At 29.8% G+C, this 25,181-nt stretch carries 25 protein-coding genes and 1 tRNA gene; 18 read left to right on the plus strand and 8 right to left on the minus strand.

The window, feature by feature from the left end; translation table 11 throughout:
- Positions 1-32: 32 nt before the first annotated feature.
- Entirely contained in the window at positions 33-1,313 is a 1,281-nt protein-coding gene (locus tag VIM70_RS08965) for a D-alanyl-D-alanine carboxypeptidase family protein (protein WP_331945413.1), read from the minus strand.
- Positions 1,314-1,463: 150 nt separating this feature from the next.
- Here VIM70_RS08965 and VIM70_RS08970 point away from each other — a divergent pair, with 150 nt between their 5' ends.
- The 5 genes from VIM70_RS08970 (at position 1,464) to VIM70_RS08990 (ending at position 6,913) form a co-directional block, all read left to right on the plus strand.
- Complete coding sequence (locus VIM70_RS08970) at positions 1,464-2,159, plus strand: helix-hairpin-helix domain-containing protein (protein WP_331945414.1); 696 nt, start codon at positions 1,464-1,466, stop codon at positions 2,157-2,159.
- Positions 2,160-2,212: 53 nt separating this feature from the next.
- Positions 2,213-3,241, plus strand: coding sequence for a selenide, water dikinase SelD (selD, locus tag VIM70_RS08975; RefSeq protein ID WP_331945415.1), 1,029 nt, complete (start codon positions 2,213-2,215; stop codon positions 3,239-3,241).
- Between the two features lie 143 nt (positions 3,242-3,384).
- The gene (gene selA / locus VIM70_RS08980; RefSeq protein WP_331945416.1) at positions 3,385-4,764 is read left to right on the plus strand and encodes an L-seryl-tRNA(Sec) selenium transferase; all 1,380 of its coding nucleotides are present in this window, start codon (positions 3,385-3,387) and stop codon (positions 4,762-4,764) included.
- Positions 4,765-4,807: 43 nt separating this feature from the next.
- Complete coding sequence (gene selB / locus VIM70_RS08985) at positions 4,808-6,724, plus strand: selenocysteine-specific translation elongation factor (protein ID WP_331945417.1); 1,917 nt, start codon at positions 4,808-4,810, stop codon at positions 6,722-6,724.
- A 92-nt stretch (positions 6,725-6,816) separates the two neighbouring features.
- A tRNA-Sec gene (locus VIM70_RS08990) sits at positions 6,817-6,913 on the plus strand.
- Positions 6,914-7,009: 96 nt separating this feature from the next.
- Here VIM70_RS08990 and VIM70_RS08995 read toward each other — a convergent pair.
- The gene (locus VIM70_RS08995) at positions 7,010-7,792 is read right to left on the minus strand and encodes an HNH endonuclease (RefSeq protein WP_331945418.1); all 783 of its coding nucleotides are present in this window, start codon (positions 7,790-7,792) and stop codon (positions 7,010-7,012) included.
- A gap of 426 nt (positions 7,793-8,218) precedes the next feature.
- Positions 8,219-8,758 (minus strand): hypothetical protein, encoded by a 540-nt coding sequence (locus VIM70_RS09000; RefSeq protein ID WP_331945419.1) that lies wholly within the window; start codon positions 8,756-8,758, stop codon positions 8,219-8,221.
- Positions 8,759-9,104: 346 nt separating this feature from the next.
- Between VIM70_RS09000 and VIM70_RS09005 the strand changes: the two genes are divergently transcribed.
- The 4 genes from VIM70_RS09005 (at position 9,105) to VIM70_RS09020 (ending at position 12,301) form a co-directional block, all read left to right on the plus strand.
- Positions 9,105-9,353 carry a hypothetical protein gene (locus VIM70_RS09005; RefSeq protein WP_331945420.1) on the plus strand — a complete coding sequence of 83 codons (249 nt, stop codon included), beginning with the start codon at positions 9,105-9,107 and terminating at the stop codon, positions 9,351-9,353.
- A gap of 31 nt (positions 9,354-9,384) precedes the next feature.
- Positions 9,385-10,065 (plus strand): response regulator transcription factor, encoded by a 681-nt coding sequence (locus VIM70_RS09010; protein WP_331945421.1) that lies wholly within the window; start codon positions 9,385-9,387, stop codon positions 10,063-10,065.
- 39 nt (positions 10,066-10,104) lie between these two features.
- Entirely contained in the window at positions 10,105-11,472 is a 1,368-nt protein-coding gene (locus tag VIM70_RS09015; RefSeq protein ID WP_331945479.1) for an ATP-binding protein, read from the plus strand.
- A gap of 127 nt (positions 11,473-11,599) precedes the next feature.
- Positions 11,600-12,301 carry a GGDEF domain-containing protein gene (locus tag VIM70_RS09020; RefSeq protein WP_331945422.1) on the plus strand — a complete coding sequence of 234 codons (702 nt, stop codon included), beginning with the start codon at positions 11,600-11,602 and terminating at the stop codon, positions 12,299-12,301.
- 143 nt (positions 12,302-12,444) lie between these two features.
- Here the strand turns inward: VIM70_RS09020 and VIM70_RS09025 are convergent, their stop codons facing one another.
- Entirely contained in the window at positions 12,445-13,677 is a 1,233-nt protein-coding gene (locus VIM70_RS09025) for an HD-GYP domain-containing protein (protein WP_331945423.1), read from the minus strand.
- A gap of 468 nt (positions 13,678-14,145) precedes the next feature.
- Positions 14,146-15,204: a cell wall-binding repeat-containing protein gene (locus tag VIM70_RS09030; RefSeq protein ID WP_331945424.1), complete on the minus strand. Its 1,059-nt coding sequence runs from the start codon at positions 15,202-15,204 to the stop codon at positions 14,146-14,148.
- A 158-nt stretch (positions 15,205-15,362) separates the two neighbouring features.
- Between VIM70_RS09030 and VIM70_RS09035 the strand changes: the two genes are divergently transcribed.
- On the plus strand, positions 15,363-15,539 hold the full coding sequence (locus tag VIM70_RS09035; RefSeq protein WP_331945425.1) for a hypothetical protein: 177 nt from the start codon (positions 15,363-15,365) through the stop codon (positions 15,537-15,539).
- A 19-nt stretch (positions 15,540-15,558) separates the two neighbouring features.
- On the opposite strand, the gene VIM70_RS09040 is transcribed toward VIM70_RS09035, so the two are convergent.
- The gene (locus VIM70_RS09040; RefSeq protein WP_331945426.1) at positions 15,559-15,957 is read right to left on the minus strand and encodes a NusG domain II-containing protein; all 399 of its coding nucleotides are present in this window, start codon (positions 15,955-15,957) and stop codon (positions 15,559-15,561) included.
- Between the two features lie 333 nt (positions 15,958-16,290).
- Between VIM70_RS09040 and VIM70_RS09045 the strand changes: the two genes are divergently transcribed.
- Positions 16,291-16,872 carry an undecaprenyl-diphosphatase gene (locus tag VIM70_RS09045; RefSeq protein WP_331945427.1) on the plus strand — a complete coding sequence of 194 codons (582 nt, stop codon included), beginning with the start codon at positions 16,291-16,293 and terminating at the stop codon, positions 16,870-16,872.
- 281 nt (positions 16,873-17,153) lie between these two features.
- Here the strand turns inward: VIM70_RS09045 and VIM70_RS09050 are convergent, their stop codons facing one another.
- Together VIM70_RS09050 and VIM70_RS09055 are read right to left on the minus strand one after the other, a co-directional pair.
- Complete coding sequence (locus tag VIM70_RS09050; RefSeq protein WP_331945428.1) at positions 17,154-17,345, minus strand: hypothetical protein; 192 nt, start codon at positions 17,343-17,345, stop codon at positions 17,154-17,156.
- 648 nt (positions 17,346-17,993) lie between these two features.
- Positions 17,994-18,245 (minus strand): hypothetical protein, encoded by a 252-nt coding sequence (locus VIM70_RS09055; RefSeq protein WP_331945429.1) that lies wholly within the window; start codon positions 18,243-18,245, stop codon positions 17,994-17,996.
- Between the two features lie 221 nt (positions 18,246-18,466).
- Between VIM70_RS09055 and VIM70_RS09060 the strand changes: the two genes are divergently transcribed.
- The 7 genes from VIM70_RS09060 (at position 18,467) to VIM70_RS09090 (ending at position 25,150) form a co-directional block, all read left to right on the plus strand.
- The gene (locus VIM70_RS09060; RefSeq protein WP_331945430.1) at positions 18,467-18,781 is read left to right on the plus strand and encodes a hypothetical protein; all 315 of its coding nucleotides are present in this window, start codon (positions 18,467-18,469) and stop codon (positions 18,779-18,781) included.
- A 12-nt stretch (positions 18,782-18,793) separates the two neighbouring features.
- Positions 18,794-19,804 (plus strand): V-type ATPase subunit, encoded by a 1,011-nt coding sequence (locus tag VIM70_RS09065; protein WP_331945431.1) that lies wholly within the window; start codon positions 18,794-18,796, stop codon positions 19,802-19,804.
- 66 nt (positions 19,805-19,870) lie between these two features.
- Entirely contained in the window at positions 19,871-21,838 is a 1,968-nt protein-coding gene (locus tag VIM70_RS09070) for a V-type ATP synthase subunit I (RefSeq protein ID WP_331945432.1), read from the plus strand.
- A gap of 99 nt (positions 21,839-21,937) precedes the next feature.
- Positions 21,938-22,363: an ATP synthase subunit C gene (locus tag VIM70_RS09075; RefSeq protein WP_331945433.1), complete on the plus strand. Its 426-nt coding sequence runs from the start codon at positions 21,938-21,940 to the stop codon at positions 22,361-22,363.
- A gap of 11 nt (positions 22,364-22,374) precedes the next feature.
- On the plus strand, positions 22,375-22,683 hold the full coding sequence (locus VIM70_RS09080) for a V-type ATP synthase subunit F (RefSeq protein WP_331945434.1): 309 nt from the start codon (positions 22,375-22,377) through the stop codon (positions 22,681-22,683).
- A 40-nt stretch (positions 22,684-22,723) separates the two neighbouring features.
- Positions 22,724-23,335, plus strand: coding sequence for a V-type ATP synthase subunit E (locus VIM70_RS09085; protein ID WP_331945435.1), 612 nt, complete (start codon positions 22,724-22,726; stop codon positions 23,333-23,335).
- Positions 23,336-23,383: 48 nt separating this feature from the next.
- Positions 23,384-25,150 carry a V-type ATP synthase subunit A gene (locus VIM70_RS09090; RefSeq protein ID WP_331945436.1) on the plus strand — a complete coding sequence of 589 codons (1,767 nt, stop codon included), beginning with the start codon at positions 23,384-23,386 and terminating at the stop codon, positions 25,148-25,150.
- Positions 25,151-25,181: the final 31 nt, after the last annotated feature.

Consider the following 25,181-nt stretch of genomic DNA (forward strand, 5'->3'; position numbering starts at 1 on the left):
TACATTTTAATGCACCTGTTGCTTTTTATATGTCACCTTTTATTATTTAAATTGTCTATGAATCTCTTTAATTTTGTTTTTCTTCTTCTTCTCTTTATATTTAATCCTCTAAGAATTAATAATATTACTAATGCAATCGCTACATATTTTAATATGCTTATTAATTTAGGGTTATTTAAATTATTATTTAAAAATGAATTGCTAACGACTGGGATTTTCTTAGAATAATCCATTCCACTAGTTAAATCTAAAGTGTAAGAATTCTCACCAAAAACAATTGTAGCCTTACTTATAAGATCACCTTTCTTAAATGATGATAAATCTTTCTTATTTTGCTCAGTTGTAACAGTTGCTGTTGAAGTTGAATTTTTAGCTTTAAGAATGTAAAGATCTTTTGAGGCAAGTAGTGGAACTGACGTACCATCCCCTAAAGTTAATTTCGATACAACATCATTCTTTTTAAACTGTTTAGAAAGTTCAAAATTATCGAATCCATAATTTAATAGTTTTATACTGTCCGGAAAAAAAGTCTTTTTAGAGTCGTGTACAAGAGCTACTATAAGCTTTTGCCCATTTCTAGTGGCTACGGCTATATAAGAATGTTTTGATTGAATAGTATATCCTGTCTTTCCACCTTCACTATCTGGATAATAGTATCGGTCATCCTTTTGTATTAGTCTATTCTCATTCCAAAGAGGACGTTGTAGCTTAGATTTATTTGTTGCTGCCATTTTATATGTAGGAGTTGTTGCTATCACCTTGTATTCTTTATGTTTCGTAAGTTCTTGCATAATTAAAGATAAAGCGTACGCTGAAGTTTTATGATTAATATTATATAGACCGTTTGGATTTACAAAATTAGTATTTTTGCAACCTAAAGAAGCTGCTCTTTCATTCATAAGTTTTGCAAATTTTTCTGTAGAGCCACTTATATGTTCTGCTAAGGCTACTGCGCAATCATTAGCAGATGCTAATATTAAACCATATAACAATTCTTTTACAGAAATTTTTTCGCCTTCAACTAGATATATTCTTGAGCCTTCAGTCAGCGAAGCATTTTTACTTACTGTTACTATATCATCTAATTTAGAGTTTTCGAGTACTAGAAGTATAGTCATTATCTTAGTGGTGGAAGCTGGAGGGTAAGCAGAATCCTTGTTTTTCTCATAAAGTATTTTACCAGTAGTAGCATCGAGCAGGACAACACTATCAGCGGACACTGATGGTGGTGTGGCTACTGTAGCTTTGACGGCTGGGATTACATTAAAAAGTAAAAAAAATGATGCGAAAACTATTGCGATTAATTTTTTCATACGTTGCCTCCCAGTTTTTCAATATTTATATTATATCAAAAAAATCCTATCTTTACGATAGTATTCATAGAAAGTTGTCAATAATTTTATATAGGAGCACAAAACAATTACTAATTGGTTTGTATTCAAAGAGATTGAGAAGGAGGAATTATGAAAAATAAAGAAAAAATAATTGGTTCTATAGTTATTTTGTGTTTAAGTATTATCTTTATAATTGTTGGATACTCAGTATCAAAGCCAAAAGAAAATGTAAATTCTACGGATTACACAGATGTTTTTACTGATGTTGCCAAACCAATAGAAAAAAAAGATGCAGAAGCTGTTATTTCATCTGGATCAGATACTACAGCGAAAAGTAAAATTATCATCGAAGATATTAATATTAAAGTAGATATAAAGGGTGCCATAAAAAATCCTGGTGTTTATGAAATAAAAAAAGGAAGTAGAGTAACTGATCTTATAAAACTAGCAGGTGGTGGAACGCCTGCTGCTGATCTTGATTCGACCAATCTTTCTTCAAAATTAAATGATGAAGACTGTATTGTGATAAATACAAAGGGAGAGGCAAATAAATTGCAAACTGTTCAAAGTCCAACCAATAATTCTGTAAGTTCAAGTTCAGACTCAAGTTCTAATAGCAAAGAAGGAAATGCTATTATTAATATAAATACTGCAAGCAAAGAAGAATTAATGACTCTTACAGGTATAGGGGATGTTAAAGCTGATGTTATTATTGAATATAGAAAGACGAATGGGGGGTTTAAGTCTGTTCAGGAACTAACAAAAGTAGGTGGAATTGGAGAAAAGACCTTAAGCAAATTTATCGATAAGATAGACATAAAGTAGCTAATGGTATAAAATTATAGTTATAAAATTATTAAGTTTAAGGAGGTTTTAAAATGGATAAGAGACTTACAGAGTTATCAAAAACCTCTGGCTGAGCTGCAAAAATAGGGCCGGAGGCCTTATCGAAGATATTAAAAAAATTACCTAAAATGGAAAGCGAAAACCTAATTGTTGGAATAGAAACAAATGATGATGCAGCAGTATACAAATTAAGTGATGAAATTGCAGTTATTCAAACATTAGACTTTTTTACACCTGTGGTAGATGACCCTTATACCTTTGGGCAAATAGCAGCAGCAAATTCATTAAGTGACGTGTATGCTATGGGAGGGAAACCAACATTAGCATTAAATATAGTATGTTTTCCTAATTGTTTAAATACGGATATACTTGGAGAAATTTTAAAAGGTGGGGCAGATAAAGTAATAGAAGCTGGGGCAATAGTAATGGGTGGGCATTCTGTGCAGGATGATGAACCTAAATATGGCCTATCAGTGATGGGAATAGTGCATCCAGATAAGGTGTTAAAAAACTATGGCTGCAAAGTAGGAGAAGTGTTAATATTAACAAAACCTCTTGGCCTAGGCATAATTATTACAGCAATAAAAGCTGAAATGGCATCAAAAGAGGCTTATGACATTGCAGTTAATGTTATGAAAACTTTGAATAAATATGCTGGAGAAATCATTGTAGAGCATGAGATAAGTGCCTGTACTGATATAACAGGTTTTGGTATTATGGGTCATTGCTATGAAATGGCAAGTGGATCTAACATAAGCCTAAAATTATATAAAGACAAAATACCATACATAAAAGAGGCTAAAGAGTACGCAAAGATTGGATTAGTGCCTGCAGGTAGTTATAATAATAAAGCATACTTAGAAGGTAAATATGAGCTTAGAAACGTGCCGGAGTGGCTTGGTGATATATTATTTGATCCTCAGACTTCAGGAGGACTTTTAGTATCCTGTGCATTGCCAGATGTGGAAAGGCTTATGAGTAAGTTAAATCAGTTAGAAATAAAATCACAAATTATTGGTGAAGTAATCCCAATGCAAGATAAATATATAATTGTGGAGTAAATAAATTTTTCATATTATAATGTTACTGGTGGTTAATTAACAGCACCATAGGTGATAAATAGCACCATAGGTGATAAATAGCACCATAGGTGATTTAGCACCGCAGGTGATTAATTAAGATAATAAATATGGGGAGAATTACCATGAATAAAGAATTATTAAGAGAGTTACCTAAGGTAGATGAACTACTTTGTCATGAAGCTATAAAAGTCGAGTTGAAATCTAGCATGAGAGTTCTTGTATTAGACGCTTTAAGAGAGACTATAGAAGCTTATAGAAAAAGGATTTTAAATGATGAAATTAAGTTTTTAACAAAGGCAGAAATAATAATTGATTCTATTAAATTGCTAAATAAAAAAAACAGTCCAAAACTCAGAAAAGTTATAAATGGTACAGGAACTGTTCTGCACACAAACTTAGGAAGATCACTTTTATCAAAGGGTGCAATAGAAATGGTAATTGGTGTATCTGAAAATTATAATAACCTTGAATATGATATAGAAAAAGGTGAAAGAGGATCGAGGTATTCACATATAGAGGACATTTTAAAAAAAATAACTGGCGCAGAGGCTGCAATGGTTGTAAATAACAACGCAGCTGCAGTAATGCTCGCGCTAGATACTTTATGTAGGGGTAAGGACGTTATAGTATCTAGAGGACAATTAGTGGAAATAGGTGGATCTTTTAGAATTCCTGATGTTATGGAATTTAGTGGAGCCCACCTTGTAGAAGTAGGCACAACTAATAGAACTCATTTATACGATTATGAAGATAATATAAGCGAAAATACAGGAGTACTTTTAAAAGTACACACTTCTAATTTTAAAGTTATGGGGTTTACGCAAGAAGTGACTATAGAAGAATTATTAAAGATAGGATACAAAAACAACATACCAGTAGTTGAAGACATGGGAAGTGGAGTGCTTATAGATTACTCTAAATATGGATTTGCGTATGAACCAACAGTTCAAGAGAGTATAAGAAAAGGTATAGATGTAGTGACCTTTAGTGGAGACAAGATGTTAGGTGGCCCTCAATCTGGAATAATAGTAGGTAAAAAGAAGTACATTGATAGGATGAGGAAAAATCAATTAACTAGGGCGCTAAGAATAGATAAAATGACCTTGGCGGCGTTAGAAGGTACGTTACATTATTATTTAGATGAGGCAGAGGCTATTAAAAACATACCAACTTTAAATATGCTTTTATGTTCTAAGGAAATTCTTAAGAAACGAGCGCAAAAACTGAAAAGAAGACTTCAAAATAAAACTGATAAATTTACGTTCACTATAGACAACGACTATTCAATGGTTGGAGGAGGATCCATGCCTCTTGAGAAAATGGAAACATATGTTATAAAAATAAAAAGTGAAAGTTTTACATCGCAAAGAATAGAAGAGACTCTACGAATGAATGAGGTAGCTATAATCACAAGAATTAATAATGATCAAGTGATAATAGATCTTAGGACCTTATTTGAAAAGGATTATGGAATTATAACTAATGCTTTTGAAAACATGTAAAATAGCTTGTATATGAATATTGTTTTGGAAAGAGGCTACTTATATGAAACATATTATTATAGGAACAGCAGGACATATAGACCATGGAAAGACAACTTTAATTAAAGCCTTAACGGGTAGAGAAACTGATACTTTAAAAGAGGAAAAGGATAGGGGTATTTCTATAAATTTAGGATTTACCTATTTTGATTTACCATCAGGAACAAGAGCTGGAATTATCGATGTTCCAGGTCATGAAAAATTTATTAAAAATATGTTAGCTGGGATAAGCAGTGTAGATGTGGTTTTATTAGTTATAGCAGCGGATGAAGGCGTTATGCCTCAAACTAGAGAGCATTTTGAAATATTACAATTGTTGAATGTTAAAAAAGGTATCATAGTGATTACAAAATCTGATTTAGTAGATGCTTTGTGGATTGAAATGCTTAAAAGTGATATGTTAGAAGAATTCAAAGGTACATTTTTAGAAAATGCACCTATTCATGTTGTATCCTCGAAAACTAAAATGGGGATTTTAAGTCTTGTACAAGAAATAGATAAAATCACAGAGAAAATTGAATCCAAAGACAACCAAGGTCATTTTAGGTTACCAGTGGATAGAGCATTTTCTGTAAGTGGTTTTGGAACGGTGGTAACAGGCACAATAATAAGTGGTAGGGTATCAGTTGGGGATAGCGTAGAAATATATCCGTCTAAAACAGTTACAAAGGTTAGAGGAATTCATATTCATGACGAACCTAAGGAGTTTGGAGAAGCTGGTCAGAGATGTGCTATGAACCTAGCCAATATAAAACTAAGTGAAATAGGCAGAGGAAATGTAGTTGCTAAGGTGAAAATAATGGAGCCTTCTTTTTCAATAGATTGTGTACTTTATTATCTTAAAAGTTCAGAAAAACCACTTGTAAACAGGCAGAGAGTTAGGTTATATCATGAAGCAGTTGAAATTCTGTGTAGAGTGGTTATATTAGACAAGGAAGAAATAGCTCCAGGAGAAAGTGCTTATGTACAATTGAGACTAGAAAAACCAATAAGTGCTCAAAGAAATGATAGATATGTGATTAGAAGTTACTCGCCTATGTACACTATTGCCGGGGGAACTATAATTGAACCTTGTGCCCCAAAAGCTAAAAGGTTCAATGAAAAGTATCTTGAAGAACTTAGGGTTAAAGAAACCGGAGAAACTGAGGATATTTTAGAAAATACCATTAGTAAATTAAGCGAAGATTACCCAGATGATGTTGCAATTTTAAAAGATTTAGGTAAAAATGAACAAGGCATAGAAGAGAAATTGCAAGCTTTGTTAGAAGATGATATTATAATTAAGTTAACAGCATTGGATAAGACAATATATATACATAAAAATTTTTTAAAACAAAAAATAGATGAAATAGAGCAAGTTTTAATAAAATATCATAATAAAAACCCACTTAAGATAGGTATGCCCAAAGAGGAAATCAAAAATAAGATTTTTGGAAAAAAAATAAAGCAAAAAACTTATGATGAAATATTAATATTTATGGAAAATAAAAATATTTTAAAAGTATATGGGAAATATGTATCATCTTATGATTTTAGGATACAATATACAAATGAGCAAGAAAAATTAAAAAATAGTATTATGGTGTCCTATGATATAGGGAGATACAATACACCTAAATATATTGACTTAGTATCACATGAAAAGGATAAAAAGAACTTTAAAATGGTATTTGATCTGCTATTAACTAATGAAGAATTAATAAAAATAGCCGAGGATTGTATTTTTACAAAAAAGCATTATGTTAATTCAAAGGATCTAGTGTATAATTCCATAAAAGAAAATGGCAGCATAACAGTTGCTTATGCTAGAGAAGTATTTGATACAAACCGTAAATTTGCAGTAACTCTTTTAGAACATTTTGATAGTATAAAATTAACCAAAAGGGTAGAGAACCATAGAATTCTTTATAAGGAAATTTAAAAATATGAAGAGTAGAATGGGACGATTCGACATATTCATGCAAATTGTTATTGAATATAGCAGTAAAATATGCTATAATGTATAGTGTGCATGGGGGTAGAGAGGTGCTGGTGTGCCTGCCGGTCTTCAAAACTGTGTTGTCGTGCTAATACCACGATGGGTGTGTTCAATTCACACATATTCCCGCCAATTAAATAGACATATTGCGGCTTAGATACATATTTTTATGTTATCTGAGCCGCTTTTTATTTTGGCTTTGACAACGGAAATATAATTCAATATTTTTTATTTACCAATAAAAGTAGCCATTCCATTATGAGCATGTCTCCAAAATAAAGGTATTAAGTTTTTTGTAATAATAAACCTTGCTCCTTTGGCGGTATTACAACTTTCACATATTAATTGAAAATTTGATGGATCATTAGAACCACCTTGCTCTAATGGAACTATGTAATCATATTTTATTTTATCATCTGTACTTAGCAGACAAGTTAAATCTTTCCCACAAATCTGACATCTCCCTTTATCTCTAAAGAATACTCCATTTTTCAACCATTTGGATAAATTAGTGCACCGTTTTACTACTCCATCTTTTTCTAGATACCTTTTATATTTATCTGTTTTCATGTCTTTTATTATCACAGAAATGCTTTCATTAAACTCTTTTAAAAGCCCTTTATCCAAATATAAAATTGTAAAAGTTTCTTCTACAATAATTGGCGTTAATTTATAGTATAGTTCAATTAGTTTCCAATAATATTCTTCTTTTAGTTCGATATCATTTTCTTCTTTCTCAGTCATGTCAGGATAATCTATTTTATAAAATAAAAGAGCATCAACTACATTATCTATAATACACTCATATCCTGTTTTTCTTATCGCATAATCCAGTTCATCCTTATGAATAAATTCAATATAATCATGTAATAATGTTTTTTTATTAGGGGTAAGTATTTTTTTTAAAAATTCATTATCTTTACTTTCAAAAAAAGCAGATGGATTCCATTCATTAGTTATGTAAGAAGCTAATTGCATAGCTGTTTTAAAATTAAACTCTCTAAAATTCATTTATTCCTCCCTAGAATATTCGATATGTTACGATATCAAGTCGTATCCATAATTGAATATTATTTAAGCTTTAGTTTACATAAAGTGATTTAATAACTCCTTAAATTAAGCAATCTGTGTTTTTAATCTTAATATAAATCATATTTAAATTATATTAAAAAAATATGTAGATTTTATAAAGATATGTAGAACTGAAGAGAAAAACAACAATACTTATTAAAAAGGCATAGTGCTAAATTGAAATATGCTTGATTACCATGTAACATTGGATAACCTATTAAGGCAATAAAATAATACTGGGTAAGTAGATAAAAGGAGAGGCATTGCCTCTCCTTTACTTTAGCTATACAGTTGAGCTTAAAACCTTTTATATAGAAGAAAACACCCTTATATTAATATAAATTCAAATAGAAAGAAAAATTTATATTATTTAGAATATGGAATGACTTCAACTACTGGGCTACCTTTTTTCGCATTCTCTAAAGCTGCTTCTGAAAGTGTTTTAAAATCTAAAGTAGTAGTAGTTGCCCCAGTAACTGTATCAACTTTAGTTATGTCCTGGGTTTTTATAAGATTATCTGTAAGCTGTTTAGAGGTTTTAGCAGGCGTAGTCTTTGTGACAGCATACATAAGCTTAGCATGAGTATCATCATCTGTAATTAGTTCTTTAGTTACTGCGCTTATATAGTTGAAATCTACATTTGCAATTTTCGTATTTACAATATTAATTTTTACTTTTCCTATCCAGCCGTTTTTATCTTGTTTATTAAAGGAAACCTCATAGGTCCCATTTTTATAAACTACTGCACTCTTAGATTTAGTGGAGCACCCCACAAGTAAAGAAAGTGTTACCATTAATGATAAAGTTAATATAATGATTTTTTTCATAAGAGCCTCCTTGATTATATTTTTACTATTTTGTTTTTTATTTTCATTTATATTTTTCTCGTTTTCATGACAATTCATTTATATTCCTCCCATATAAGTTTAATAGTATATTTCATGAAATTTTGCATTTCATTAACTCTAGCATACTCAATCTTTATGTAGATTACATGTAGAAAACTGAGGAATTGAAAAAATATATTATGAATGTGACTAAATTGAGATGGATATACTGGGCATTCATATTCAATGAATTATCATGCGAAATTTGTTATAGTTTAACTGTTATTGAGACAATTAAAAAGGGAAATATAGGATTAATGAATAATTGAATTACACCCTAATATACCTACTTTAAGAGATAAAAACCTTCATAATAACTACATAAATTTTTGATATATTTATTATATTAATAAAGGAGTATTTCATGAAGTTAACAAATCTAATAGTTCAAATACTGAAGGAGGAAGCTGTTCCTGCCATAGGATGCACTGAGCCAGTAGCTGTTGCTCTTGCCTGTGCGAAGTCTATAGAATTAATAACTTTTAATTATATAGATAAAGCGGAAGTTTTTGTTAGTCCTAACATATATATAAATGGACTGTCAGTTGGGATACCAAATACTCAGGAAGTTTGGCTTTATATTGCTGACAAGATCAGATTATTTAATATATGAACCATTAATTATAAAGAGGGGCGAATTGAACATGGATAATATATTGATTATCGAAGATGAAGAAAAGGTCTCAGAAATACTTAAAGCATATCTAGAAAAAGGAGGCTATAGTGTTTATTGCACTACCAATGGGACTGAAGGTATAAAATTATTCGAAAAAATTAAATTCAACTTGGTAATACTAGACCTAATGTTGCCAGACATATCTGGTGAAGAGGTGTGTAGTGTACTAAGGAAAATGTCTGAAGTACATATATTTATGCTTACAGCAAAAAATACACTAGAGGATAGAATTGTAGGGTTAAACCTCGGAGCAGATGAGTATCTGGTCAAGCCATTTAGCCCTCGAGAACTAACTGCAAGAGTAAATGCGTTATTTAGAAGACTTAATACAAATAAGGATGAAACAAAAGTTTATGACAATGGAGACTTTGAAATTAATTATGACAAAAGAATAGTTAAGGTTCGAGGCACAGAAATATCTTTTACACCAAATGAATTTGACATAGTATATATTCTTTCATCTAATATGGGCAAAGTATTTACAAGAGAGCAACTCATCGAAAGAATTATGGGAATAGATTTCCAAGGATTTGATAGAACAATAGATGTACATATTAAAAATATACGTAAAAAGATAGAGGAGGATAGTAGAAATCCTAAATATATATTAACTGTAACTAGAATTGGTTACAAATTCGGTGGTGATTAATTTATGAGAATCATAAAATTAATGCGAAGTATAAACTTTATGCAAAGCATAAGAAAAAGATTAAGTATTATTTTAGTGTGCACATCGATAATAGCACTTATTTTATCGACACTTTTTGTAAATATAACAATATCAAAAACCTTTGATAAGTATTTATTAGAAACACAAGATAAGAGAAATGATAGAATAGTTAAATATTTGGAAGAAGTATATAAAAAAAATGGTAAATGGTCTGAAACTTCAGGAACAGAAATTTCTCATGAAGCTTATATGAATAATTATTGTCTTACCCTTAAGGATGAAAATAACAAAATAGTTTGGGGAATGAATCCAAATGAAATTGTTCACAATATGAATGCTAATATGCAAGTTAAAAATGGAGGTGTTTATACTACAAGAACCTTCAAAATAAAATCTAAGAACAAAATCATAGGATACATAGAAGTAGGACAATACGCACCAGTACTATTATCAAAAGAAGATATAGATTTCAAAACATCTATAAATAAGAGCATTATTTTAAGCTTCCTTCTTTCAATTTTAATAACAATATTAATTAGTCTGTTTATTTCAAAGCAATTTTCTAATCCTCTTAGGCAAGTTTCAAAGATTTCAGTTGATCTATCAAATGGAAATTATAGTGCAAGGTCACAAAATAAGAGTAGTATTTTAGAACTTGAAAACTTAAGAACTAGCATGAATACACTAGGAGAAAAGCTTCAGCATCAGGATCAACTTCGAAAGAGGTTAATAGCAGATATATCTCATGAAGTTAGAACGCCCCTTAATATTCTCCAAAATAATTTTGAAGCTATGATTGATGGCATTTTTCCTGTTGACAACGAAAGATTAACTTATCTTAACGAAGAGGTTATTAGATTTGGAAAGCTTATAGACAATTTAAATGCCTTAAAAGAGGTCGAAGCGCAAGAAACAGTCTTAAGTATGGAGAAAATTAACTTGAAGAATATTATTTCCTCGGTTGTAAAGGAGTTTGAAGTAATAGCTGAAAATGAAAATCTTGACATCACATTAGAATGTAGCGCCATTAAGCAATGTAACATTTTAGGGGACAGTGATAAAATAAAACAGGTAATAATTAATTTACTTTCAAATGCAGTTAAATTTACTCCAGGGAAAGGTGAGATTAATATTACCTTAAAAGAAACAGATGAAAAGGTAATATTAAAAATAGAAGATACAGGCATTGGCATTAAGACGGAGGACTTGCCTTATATATTTGAAAGGTTGTATAGAGGAGACAAAAGCAGACATAAAATACAAGGCACTGGTATAGGACTCACTATTGTAAAAAATATACTAACCCTACATAAGGCAAGCATAGATGTGAAAAGTAAAGAGGAAAAGGGATGCGTTGTAACTGTGTATTTTAATAGAATCTTGTGATTAGCTCATATTCAAAAGTATGGAGATACAAGTATCAAACTCTATTGAATAATTTGTAAAAATATAATATAATAGACTAAATTAGTATAATCTAAGGAGGAAAATAAGATATAAATGATAAGTGCAGATGAAATATAGAGCTAAGTTAGAGATATTGATAAGCATTGTAGTTTTGAGTTTATTAAACGGGTTAGTGTTAATCAAGGTAATTGTTCCTAAATATAGTATTAGATTACTTCATTGTGTACTTATGTCTATAATATTTGGAGTGTTGTATTATTTATCCTTTCTAAGGATATGTTCAAAATATGATCTTCTCAAAGAGACTAACAAACAACTGTTAGCAGACCTAAAAATAGATAAGCTAACAGGATTATTTAATAGAGGAACTTTTGACTTGGATCTAAAAAATATATTAGATTCTGAGGTATACTCAGCAATATTTATAGATATAGATGATTTTAGGAATTTTAATAACGAATATGGACATTCTGTTGGTGATAAAGTCTTAATAGAGGTCATTGAAACTATTGGAAAGGGTATAAGAAAAAATGACAGGGCATATAGATACGGTGGAGAGGAAATTGTAATAATTTTAAAAGGTTGCGATAAAGAAAAGGCTTTTATTGTCGCTGAGAAAATTAGAAGTAATGTAAGTTCTATTGATAATTCACCTTTACCTAAAATAACTATTTCTTTAGGAGTATCTGGATATCCAGATGATGGACAAAATGTTGAAGATATAATACAAGCATGCGATGAAGCACTTTTATATGCAAAGAAAAATGGTAAAAATAAAACAGTTATGTTTGATAAAAACCTGGATTAAGATTACTCCAAACTACAGATAGAAGTCAAAACATTGATATATGAATCAGAAAGTAAAATGTTACGCATAAAAAATTATACTTCACTAAAAAAATAGTGTTGTATAATTTTTTTTTAATTTATATAAACTCAAGATCTTAGAAACTAAAAAGTAATTTTTAAAAAAGCATCAACTATTTTTGAATCAAATTGGATTCCTTTAAATTTAATAAGTTCATTTACTGCAACACTATGAAGCAACCCTTTTCTATAGGGCCTATCGGAGGTCATAGCATCGTAAGAATCTGCAACACATATGATTCTTGATTCAATAGGAATAGCTTCACCACTGATACCTGAAGGGTATCCAGTGCCATTAAATTTTTCATGGTGATGCAGTATTATGGGAAGGGCCTTGTCTAAGAATTCAATAGTTTTTAAAATATCTACACCTATAGAAGGATGTTCTTTTATTTGATTAAATTCTTCATTTGTTAATTTTCCTGGTTTGTTTAATACTCCATCGGGGATTCCTATTTTACCTACATCATGAAGTAAAGCAGCAATTTCTAACACATTAAGTTGATCTAATGATAAGCCTAGTACTTGACCTATTTTTAAAGAAACTTTAGTTACACGATCTGAATGTCCAGCGGTATATGTATCTCTAGCATCAATTGCCTTGGAGAGAGTAAGTACAGTGCTTTTGTAGGATAAGTTAAGTTTGAAATAAGCTTCTTTTAGGTCCTTTGATTTATGAATCAAAGATTCATTTTGTTTAAGCATTTTATTTGAGAAATTATATATAATTTTTATAAGTAATAGATATAAAATAAGCAGTCCTGAAAAAACTATCATTGAAATAGTTCGAATAACTGATTTCATATGCATTTCTATTTCATAATAGGGTTTTACAATTTCATAAACTCCTATTATGGAATTGTTTACTTCAATAGGTAAATATAATTTTATAACTTTAATAATTTTGCCATTTAGTAAGTCATTTGAAATTAGGTAATTTTGTTTATTTTTAAAAGCCTCATCAAGGTTAGATTTGTTATTTACTTTTGTTTCTATAATGGTGTTGTTCTTTAAATAAATGAATGAATTCCTAGTATTCCATATTTTCACGCCTAATATATTTTCATTTTTAGTAATGTAATTAAGCTTCATATCTAAAACATCAAATTTTTCTTTTGATAAAGATGTCTTATAATCTTTTGGAGAAAGCTCGGGCTCAATCGTAGAATATAATGTTAGATGAGCCAACTGCTCAATTGTATCGATTTGATCATTTATCATATGACTATTAATAAATAATATAAGGGAGACACCAGTAAATAGAAATGCTATTAAACTATAGAAAGTAAAATATCTTAATAATGATAATTTTTTCATAAACACACCTTCAATCTCAAAATGTTATAGCGGACTTATTATAGCATATAAAAATATTGTAACAAAGTATTAGAAAGACAAAATAATTGTAAAAAAAATGTGAGATATCTACATATATTCTACATAAAAAAATGGTATTATTTACATTATTGTGAGGCGAAATCATTGGAAATATTTTTTTAAAATAAAATTACTTTTTATAATACCTTAATACAGAAATTTAAGATATAAAATAAGATCACTTTCAATATCCTCAACTATTTTTGAACTATCGTTTTTAAATGTAACAATGAAAGATTTGCTCGTGGAGAAATAAATGAAGGTGAATATAATCAAAGGAAAAATATACTATTAAACCTTAAATCATTATAAAATACTGGTCATGACAAAAGAGTAGTGAGGCTTATCTTCTGGCATGACCTTTTATTTATTGAAAAAACATTACTTAACCTTAAGTGCTGAAAAAATTTATATATTTAAAGCCTCTTCAAGTTCAATCTGCATATTAGTAGAAATTTGATGAAAACCTCCAAGAATAAATCCATGCATAAATCCAGGTTTAGGTGGATGCTTTTCTAGGGGTTTTACGGAAAGTACATACTCACTTGTTGCTTTAGGTATTGCAATGGGATCAATATATAAAAGTGGAGAATGTTTACCAAGGTGTGCAAAGGTACAGGCTGCTAAATTATAAGCCCAGTTATTTGGAGTTCCAAAACAAAATGCCCATCCTTCTTTAGTATTTATGTTCCAACCGAACATGCTTTCTTGTGAATAATATTTTGAAAAGTTTACAGCAACATCATAACATGTGCTTCCACCAATTCTATCTACTTTTGATTTTGCAATGCTTTGTATTTCATTAAAAACATTATCTGAAATTGTTTGTTCACTTCCAATAATAAACATATTTTTGTAATTATACTTGATTAACTGTTGTTTTGTAATCTCTGGTAATTTATCTTTATAAGTAAACAGTATAGGTACTCCCATATGTGCAGAATAATATGCCACAGGTATACTTTCGGAATAATCATCAGAAGAGACTATCATTATATTCTCATTACCTTCCATAGATTCTGGTGCCATTTTATATCTGAATTCCATTGCTTCACTTGCCGCTTGAATAGGGTTACTTCCTGTAATTCTTATAGTAGACAACCCTGCATTTAATAATTGCAATTCTATAATTGGAGCTATTGGGCCAACTATAAGTATCTTTGCAGGTACATTTTTACCAGTTGGGGATAGTCTGATAATTTCATTAAAGGTTTCTGGTGAAAGATAATTTGCATTTGTGAAGACTAGAGGTGCATTTATCGGGAAATGTATTAATGGTGATGCGAGTAACCCATAATGAAAGGAAGTCAAAGGCACAAGTATAATTGCATTAGGACTCCATTTTACTTTAGGACTTGGATATATTACCTTCGTAACATAACTATTAAATGTAAGTGGAGTATCACCTAATATTCGTGTTGTATTAACAGTATCTATAGCAGGTCTGTAATAAGGAAGGTCGAACACATAAATATCTCCTTTCAATAATTAATTATATTATATTATATTGTTTTACTTAAAATATGTTCAATTTCAATAATAAAGCGTGACGCATATTTCTACATAATACCTTTATAAGTATTTTTTATAATAAGTTATAACAAAAACAATAAGGAGAGATAAATATGGGAACATTAGTATCAATACTAATATTTATGGGGATAATGTTTGTAATGTCTAAATTAGGGTTAGGATGTTGCGGAGGCCATTCTGATCATTCTAAGCATAATGAAAATAACAGCAAAAAAAGTTGTTGTGGTTCAGAAATAGAAAAAGTTTCTAAGGATATATCTGAAAGATAATTTTGAAATATTAATTAAACTATCCTATTATTGAGTCTAGTGTCTCGTCTTTTGCAGATTCAATACTAACTATAATTTTATTTGGTAAACACACTATAACTTGATATTTCTTATTGACCCAACCAGTAAGAGAACAAACTTTTTTAGGACAAATTTTTCTATCCATTTCAAGCATTCTTACAGCTCCATTTTTTATTTCTAAATAACCGTTATTGCCATTAAAAACAAATTTATATGTCTTGCTCTTTTCATATTTATTTAATGGTATTTTTTTTATTATTTGTCCTTGCACCTGGATAATAACTTTTTCGTTATTGTTACTAGTATTTTCTATTGCGTATATATAAAGAGTTGATATTATGCAAATAAATAAAAGGCTACCTAGTATGATTTTATCCCATTTAGTAAATGATTTCAACTTATTCCCTCCTTAGCAATTTTCATATTCACAGATAAGTTTTTAAAGTGCAGGATATTTTATGCACTTTTTTAATGATTTTGAAGATCATAAGTATTCTTATGTTAAATAGATTTTTGACGGTAAATTAAAGAAATATTTTATCTAGTTACATAGATTAAATCTAACATTATAATATGAATATCATATGAAGATTAATAAGTAATAAAATATGGTAATTATACATTAAGTGGTGAAATTGAGGCTGTTGAGAATTTTATAAAAAATTAGTACGACACAGACAATTGTAATTTAAATGGTACTAAATAAACGGTCTAGGAGGATTATAAAATTATGGATTATACTATATACTCGTTAATAAACGGGTTGGCTGGAAGGGTTGTTGTACTTGATAAGACGATGGTCTTTATTGCACAAAATTTTCAATACTTGTTTGCAATTATATTATTATTGCTTTGGTTTAAGAAAGACACTAAAGAAAAGGTTACGGCAAACAGAAAAGCAGCTATATTGGCTATGTTGGCTATGTTAATTGCTTTGGGAATAAATCATATAATCGCGTTTGTATATTTTAGACCAAGACCTTATACATTACATGTAGCTCACTTGTTGGTAAGCCCTTCTGTTGATCCATCATTCCCTAGTGACCATGCGACTTTTTCCTTTGCACTTGCCTTACCAATACTAGTTGTAAATAAATATTTCGGAAGAATTATGATAGGTATGTCATTATTATTATGTTTCGCCAGAGTATATGTTGGACTTCATTATCCTTTGGATGTTGTTGGTGGAGCAATAGTAGCTTATGCAACATATAAAGCAATACAAAAATTCCCTAAGTATTTTGATTATATAACTAACTTTGTGTTGAAAATATGGGAGATGATTGTTTTTAGAATCTATGGCCAAAAGTGAAAATAATATTATAATATTATTTGTTAAAGATGATCCTTTAAATAGTCTTCAAAACTGTGTTGTCGTGCTAATACCACGATGGGTGTGTTCAATTCACACATATTCCCGCCAATTAAATAGACATATTGCGGCTTAGATACATATTTTTATGTTATCTGAGCCGCTTTTTATTTTGGCGGATAAATTTAATCTATAATTTATCCATATAGTAATATTATAACGTGAGATATGAAGGAAGAATATCTTACGTTATAATTTGATATACATACAAGTTTAATATTTTATTTTTGTGTCTTATTTTTATCTCCCCAGCATTTATCGCAACTTAAACAGCCATGAGTAGAGTAATTACTACAGTGCCTATTATGTGTAAAACTAGATAAGTCAGAAACCTTTTTTGATTTTTTTATCCAACTAAACATATTTAATATTTCATCTTTTCCTTTCTTTTCTAAAAGCATTCTAGGTTCCATGGTATACCACCCTTTTTAATATAAATTTTATTACTATAGTACACATTATAATACTATAAATAATAACATGCAGTAACATTTGATACTAATACTATAAAAAACATAATAAAAAATCAAAAAGGGTACAAGTAAACGTTAACATTTTATTTTTGATTAACATTATAATTATTAAGATAATCTTCAATTGAATCATATATCAGTCTATTTGCGGAGATTAAATCTCCATCCTCATTAAGGCTAAGTATATTATCTAATTCCGTAGCAGGTATTTCTTCTATTATTTTTACATTGATAGTAAATCACCTCAACTATATTGTAACATAAATTATGTAATTTATAAAGAAATTTACCTTTTGGTGTAAAATAGATAAGAAGAAAAAAAGAGGATGTAGGCAAAAGCTTACATCCTGAATATTAATTAGAATTTGAATTATAATTATTAAGATATTCTTCAAAAGAATTATATATTAAATTATGATCGGAAACTGAATCTTTATTAGAGCTAAGTTTAGTAGAAAATTTTTTAATGGGTAGTATTTCTAATTGTTTTGTATTGACATTGACATTAATAATGAATCACCTCTATACAAACATTATAACACAAAATATGTAATTTGGGAAGGGACTCAACACAATTGAGGCTTTTTCTTATTCAGTTTCAGTTTCAGTAAACTCTATTCCACTAATTTCAATCTTATAATTTCCTCTGACGGCTTGCCTAGTTATAAACTTCTTTTTCATTAAAGATTCAAGAGAAGATTTTAATACTCTAATGTCCCCTTTACCATTTCCTAAGTTAATCCCAAGCTTTATCTTTGCAATACTTTGTGGGGATGATGTTCTATTTTCATAAAGATAGTTTAATATACTATCTTCAATTTCTTTTATGTTATCTTTCATAAGTATCCTCCTTCATTAATTTATTACTCCATAATATATGATTATACCACATGAATAAGGTATATTTATTTATTAATATATTTGTTTATAAAGTCAAAAATATAATGTCGAAAATCGCTTTCGACATTATGCTCTAATGATATTATAATAGAATAATACATATTATCCTTTTTAAGTAAAAAAACAAAAGAATTTTTTGATAAGGTAATGGGGGTGCTGCTTTGAAATTTGTAATTAACAAAATAATGAGTATAGATAAAGAAACACAAAGTTATAGGAATAGCATTGATGAACTGCTGGAGACAAAACAAAATGAGCTTGATAATAAAATAAAGGAAATGATGTTTATATTCCAAGAAGAATCCCAAAATATTAAGAATGACATAGGGAAAGAAAAAATAAGTGAGGCAGAGAATAAAGCTAAAAATATAAAAAAAGAAAAAGAAGAAGAATTAAATAATATTAATACTAAATATCAAAGCAATAAATCTAAGATAGTTGGGGACGTATTTAATAAAATAATAAATCCATTATAGGAGTGTAAATACATGGGGAGCGTTGTTAAGTTTAGTGCTATAAATTCTAAAGTTAAAGCAATGATTGGGATGATGATAAGTGAAGATCAGTATTTGGAATTACTAAAGTGTAAAGACTTTAAAAGCACTGTTAGAGCGTTAAAAGAGGAAACGAGTTATAGTGAACTTTTAAGGCCAAACAAATTAGAGGAAATACATAGGTGTGATTTAGAAATCATAATGCGAAGGCATTATATAAGCATTTATAGTAAATTTATAAATTATTTTAACGGTGAATATAGGAAACTAATTAAAGCTTTGTTTGTAAAATGGGAAATAGAAGATTTAAAAGTAATTATTAGAGGAAAATATTTGGGCCTAGGTTGCGGCGAGATAGAAAACAGATTAATTGCGAAAAGTCATTTAAACACTATAGATTATGATTATTTATTAGCTTTAAAGAATGTAGAAGAGATAATAGACGGACTAAAAGGTAGTATATATTATACGAGTCTTAAAAATTTAGCCAAAGATACCAGTGATAAAGGTTTATTCAGAATTGAAACAGAACTTGATTTTGTCTATTTTATGTTTGTACGACGTCAACTTAATCATTTAGACAAAGAAAATAAAGAGGTGGGGTACCGTATAATTGGCATGGAAGCAGACCTTTTAAATTTAGGTTGGATATATAGGGGGAAGACTTTTTACAATATTCCTTCTGAAGAACTGTTTAACTATACTATATATAATGGCTATAAGCTTTCAAAGGAAACTCTTAGAAAGCTTTGTTACGTAAATGATATAGCTAATTTTCATGATCTAATAGGAAAAACACCATATGCTTTTATTTATGAAAAGGATGATCCAGGTACTATTGAAAAACGGGAACGAGAATTTCAAAAAAAGTATTTTAAAAAAATTCTAAAAGAGAATAAAACTAACATTAGTATGGTTATGAGTTATCTTATATTTTATAGTATAGAAATAAAAGATATTATATCTATAATAGAGCAAAAAAGGTATTCCATTGGTAGTAAGTAAGATATGTAGCAGGTGTATCCTACAATTTAAATTATCATTTACCTATTAATCTCAGGAGGTGATTTTGTGTCTATAGAAAAAATGCATATGGTTAATTTAGTAGGTGTAATGTCTGATTTTGATAAATTAACTAAAATGTTAGCACTGGATGGATGTATTCAGCCAGTGAGTGCTTTGCAAGAAATAAACTCTTCAGATTTTGTACTTAAAACTTCCTCTGACAATTTAGAGGTTTTGCTGGATGTGAATTATATTAGACCATACTTAAATGATAAAGATTATAATTCAAGTTTAAAACAAATTGAAAAACTCGCTGAGGCTCAAAAAAATGCTAATATAAAGATTGAATACGTTAAAGAGATGACTTTTGATTTTGGCGTTTCAGAACAAAAACTATCAGAAGTTTATGAAAAATATATGGTTTTAAATAAGAAAAATGATGATTTAGAGCAAAAGGAGCAACAACTTAAAAATACTTATGTGGCTTTAAAATTTTTAAAAAATGTATCTCTACCTTTAGAAGAGATTACTAATATGAAAAATTTTCAAATGGATTTATATAAAGTTCGAGATCAGAACATGCTTAAGTTAAAAGCTAATTATGAAAATATACCATCAGTAATTGAAACTGTATGCACAGAAAAAGAATTTGTTATATTTATATCATTTACACCAATACTTTTGCTAAAAGAAGCGGAAAGAATTTTTAAATCCGCGAATTGTGAAAAAATTGAAGTGCCTAATCATTACATAGGTTTACCAAAGGATGTGGCAGTGGTTGTTAGCTCAGAGATAAAGGAGCTGCAACAATCTATATGGAAAATTCAAATTGAACTAAATATTTTTCTAAGTGAAAACTTTAAAACAATAAAAGATTTACAAAGCAGTTATGAACTAGAGAAAAAATCTTTAGAAATTAAAAATAATGCAGCTTGCACAAATGAATTTTTTTATCTAGCCGGATGGGTACCTAAAAGTTTTATGGTGAACTTGAATAAGTTATTAATGAAGTTTGATGATAGAATATTGGTCATTGAAAAACATCCAAATGAGAGAACTAATAAAGCTGTAATTCCTCCAACAAAACTTGTAAACAATGAATTGTTCAAACCTTTTGAGAGTATGGTTTTAATGTATGGAGTTCCTAGCTATGGTGAAATCGACCCCACTATGTTTTTGGCAATAACTTATACACTAATGTTTGGTGCCATGTTTGGAGATGTGGGGCAAGGATTGGTATTGCTTTTGGCAGGTTTTTTACTAAAAAATAAATATTGCAGAGTTAATTTAGGAGGTGTTTTTGAAAGGCTTGGGGTAAGTTCTATATTTTTTGGATTTTTATATGGAAGTGTATTTGGATCTGAAGTCGTAATTAATGCATTGCTAATTAGACCAATGGAACATATTAATGAGATACTAATTGCCGCTATAATATTTGGGTGTTGTTTCTTACTTTTAGGTTTTATACTAGGAATTACCAATAGTTTAAGGAAAAAAGACATGGAACGTGGACTTTTTGGAAAAGAAGGGGTAGCAGGTTTTATGTTTTATATCGGAGCATTAACTTTGATATTGTCTACAGTTTATAAAAATCCACTATTACCTAGAACTGTTTGGATAATATATTTTATTTTCTTTTTACTATTGATATTACTAAAACAACCCTTAACAAATATCTTATTAGGTAAAAATGTATTATTTGAAGCAGGAGTCAAGGATTATTTTATAAAATCAGGTTTTGAGGTAGTGGAAACATTATTGTCTATGTTTTCTAATACACTCTCATTTATAAGAGTAGGTGCCTTTGCCTTAAATCACGTTGGTTTATTTGTTGCATTTTCATCTATGGCGTCTATGACTAAAAGTGGATTTGCATCTGTGCTGATACTAATACTTGGAAATATAATAATTATATGTCTTGAGGGAATGATTGTGTTTATACAAGGGTTAAGACTTGAGTATTATGAATTATTTAGTAAGTATTATGAAGGTAGTGGGGTCGCTTTTGAACCTGTGCAGGTTAAATGCAAGTAATATATATATGTATATAACAATTAAAATCCTTATTTACCAAAGAAAGGACAAGCTACAATAAGAAAATTAAAAAACATAGAAAAAGGAGGAATATCAATTATGACTGTATTATTAATGTTAACATTTTGTGTTGTTATAGTTACAATTACTTATGGAGTTGTAGCCCAAAGTAAAATAGATGTTTTAGGGAAACAAAGGACAAAAAAAGCGATAAAAATTAATCTAGGTGTATTTATCCCAGTTATTATGGGTGCACTAATAATGAATATTCCAAGTGTAGCCCGTGCGGCGGGAACAGTTGCAGTGAACCCAGCTGCTGGCCTTGGTTATTTAGCAGCTGGTCTTTCGACAGGACTTGCAACTATTGGCGCAGGTTATGCAGTAGGTGCAGTTGGATCATCTGCTTTAGGTGCAGTATCTGAAGATCCTAAGATTTTAGGAAAAACTCTTATATTTGTTGGTCTTGGAGAAGGTATAGCTATATATGGACTTATTATATCCATAATGATACTTTCAAAATTATAGGATAGAGGTTTATGAGGAGTTATTTAATAAGTGATAATTTGGATACAGCTGTAGGTATGCAAATGGCGGGAATAGAAGGCATTGTACTTCATAAAAAAGAAGAAATAATGGAAAAGATTAAAGAATTAAAAAAAGATCAGGGAATAGGAATAATAATAATAACAGAGAAGATTGGTCTTTTAATACCTGGCGAGGTAAACATTATAAAATTATCGAAGGAGAGACCTCTTTTGGTAGAAATTCCAGACAGGCATGGATTTCGCAAGGGTAGTGATTCTATATTAAGATACGTTAAAGAGGCTATAGGTATTAAAATATAATAAGCATATGTGACTAATAAAAATTTGTGGGAGGCTAGTTATGACTACCATTGAAGACAAGATAAGTTTGTTTTCTAAGATAATATATGACAAGTTAAATGAAGAAAAAAAAGAAAGATTATCGGCCTTCAATGAAGAATCTCAGAAAAAAATAAATTATGAAAAAGATAAAATAGAAAAGATTAAAAACAAACTTCGAAGTGAAGTTACAAAAAAGTCTAATATTAAGGCAAATGCAATTGTAGCAAAAGAAAATCTTAATAAGCAAAGAGAAGTGTTGTCTCTTAAAAATAAACTAATTAAAGAAACTATAAAAGATGTATCCGAAAGACTTGTAGAATTTGTGCTTTCAGAGGAATATAAATTATATTTCATAAATTCTTTAAAAAAGACTTTGATGACAATAGATAATGGACACTACTATATTATATTATTAAAAGGAGATTATGAAAAATTTAAGAGTGAAATTGAGGTTATAATTAAGGAGTATAAGGGCCTTAATGTTGAAATAAATATTTCTGAAGATGACTTTATAGGGGGTCTTATACTTAAAGATTTTGAAGGCAAGTTTAGAATAGATAATAGTATAAAATCCGTTTTGCAAGAAAGCAAAGAAATAATTGGTATCAGAGTTATGGAAATGTTATCTTAAAGAGATAGAAATTCTATATGACTTATGGAGTGCTTGGGGGAGGGAAATATGGAAGGAAATATAATCGGGGTGAATGGTCCAGTTATAAAAGCCGAGCACATGCGAGGCTTTAAAATGAGAGAAATGGTTATGGTAGGGTTTAAAAAACTTATCGGTGAAATTATAATACTGGAAGAAGATTACGCAACTATTCAGGTGTATGAAGAAACCAGTGGTCTTAAAATAGGTGAGAGCGTAATCTCTACTGGAAGTCCTCTTTCACTTAAATTAGGGCCAGGAATACTTGGAAATATTTTCGATGGAATTGAGAGGCCACTAGAAAAAATAAATGAAATATCTTATGGATTTTTACCAGAGGGTATAGGGCTAATTTCTCTTGATGAAGAAAAGCTCTGGAATGTGGAAATTATTGTAAAACCAGGTGATGAATTAAAACAAGGGTATATATATGCAACAGTTCAAGAAACTCAATCAATTATTCATAAGATAATGGTTCCACCCGGAGTGATGGGAACTGTAACTTGGGCATGCAAAAATGGAAAATACAATATAGAAGCCACAGTAGTTGAATTAAATCAAGGTGATGAGAAATATGAACTTAAACTTTACCAATATTGGCCTTGCAGAAATCCAAGACCAGTAAAAGATAAAAAAACTATATTTAAACCTCTTATCACTGGGCAAAGAATAATAGATATATTTTTCCCTTTAGCTAAAGGAGGAACTTGCGCTATTCCCGGAGGATTTGGAACTGGAAAGACAATAACCCAACATCAGCTTGCAAAGTGGTCAGATGCAGATATTATAGTGTACATAGGTTGTGGAGAAAGAGGAAATGAAATGACAGAAGTTCTAGAAGAATTCCCAAAACTTATAGATCCTAGGACTAATTTACCACTTATGAATAGGACTGTGCTTATAGCAAACACCTCTAATATGCCCGTAGCGGCAAGGGAAGCAAGTATTTATACTGGTATTACAATAGCAGAATATTTCAGGGATATGGGATACCATGTTGCTATAATGGCAGACTCCACATCAAGATGGGCAGAAGCTCTACGTGAAATCTCTGGTAGGCTTGAAGAGATGCCTGCTGAAGAGGGATACCCGGCATATCTTCCATCTAGGATTGCAGAGTTCTATGAAAGAGCTGGTTATGTAGAAAATTTAAATAATACAGAAGGCTCGGTTACTGTAATTGGAGCTGTATCACCTGCTGGGGGAGATTTTTCAGAACCTGTTACTCAAAATACTAAAAGATTCGTTTCAGTTTTTTTAGGACTTGATAAAAAATTGGCTTATGCAAGGCATTACCCAGCAATAAATTGGTTAGAAAGTTATAGTGGGTATTTATCACTTTTAAAGGACTGGTATGAGGAAAACGTAGCTGAGGGTATAATGGATTTAAGGGCAAAAATGCTTAAGCTTTTATATGAAGAAAACAAACTTCTAGAGATAGTTAAGTTGGTGGGTGAGGATGTGCTTCCAGACGCACAAAGACTAATTATAGAGGTAGCAAAGTGCCTTAAAATTGCGTTCCTCCAACAAAATGCCTATAACGAGGTAGATACTTATGCACCACTCGCTAAACAATATAAGATGCTTAAAGTTATAGAATGCTTTTATGATAATGCATGCAAAGCTGTTAAAATTGGAATACCAATTTCTGTTATAAAAAATAAAGAGTTAATGGAAAAGCTTTATAAAATGAAATATAATGTACCAAATGATGATCTTTCCATAATAGATGGTTTAGAAAAAGAATTAATAAGTTATTTTGAAGAACTTATAGGAAAATACAAGCAAGGTAGATAATAATAATTATCTACCTTGCTTGTACAAGAGG

It is taken from the genome of Clostridium sp. (assembly GCF_036569345.1).
Lineage (GTDB): Bacteria > Bacillota > Clostridia > Clostridiales > Clostridiaceae > Clostridium_AD.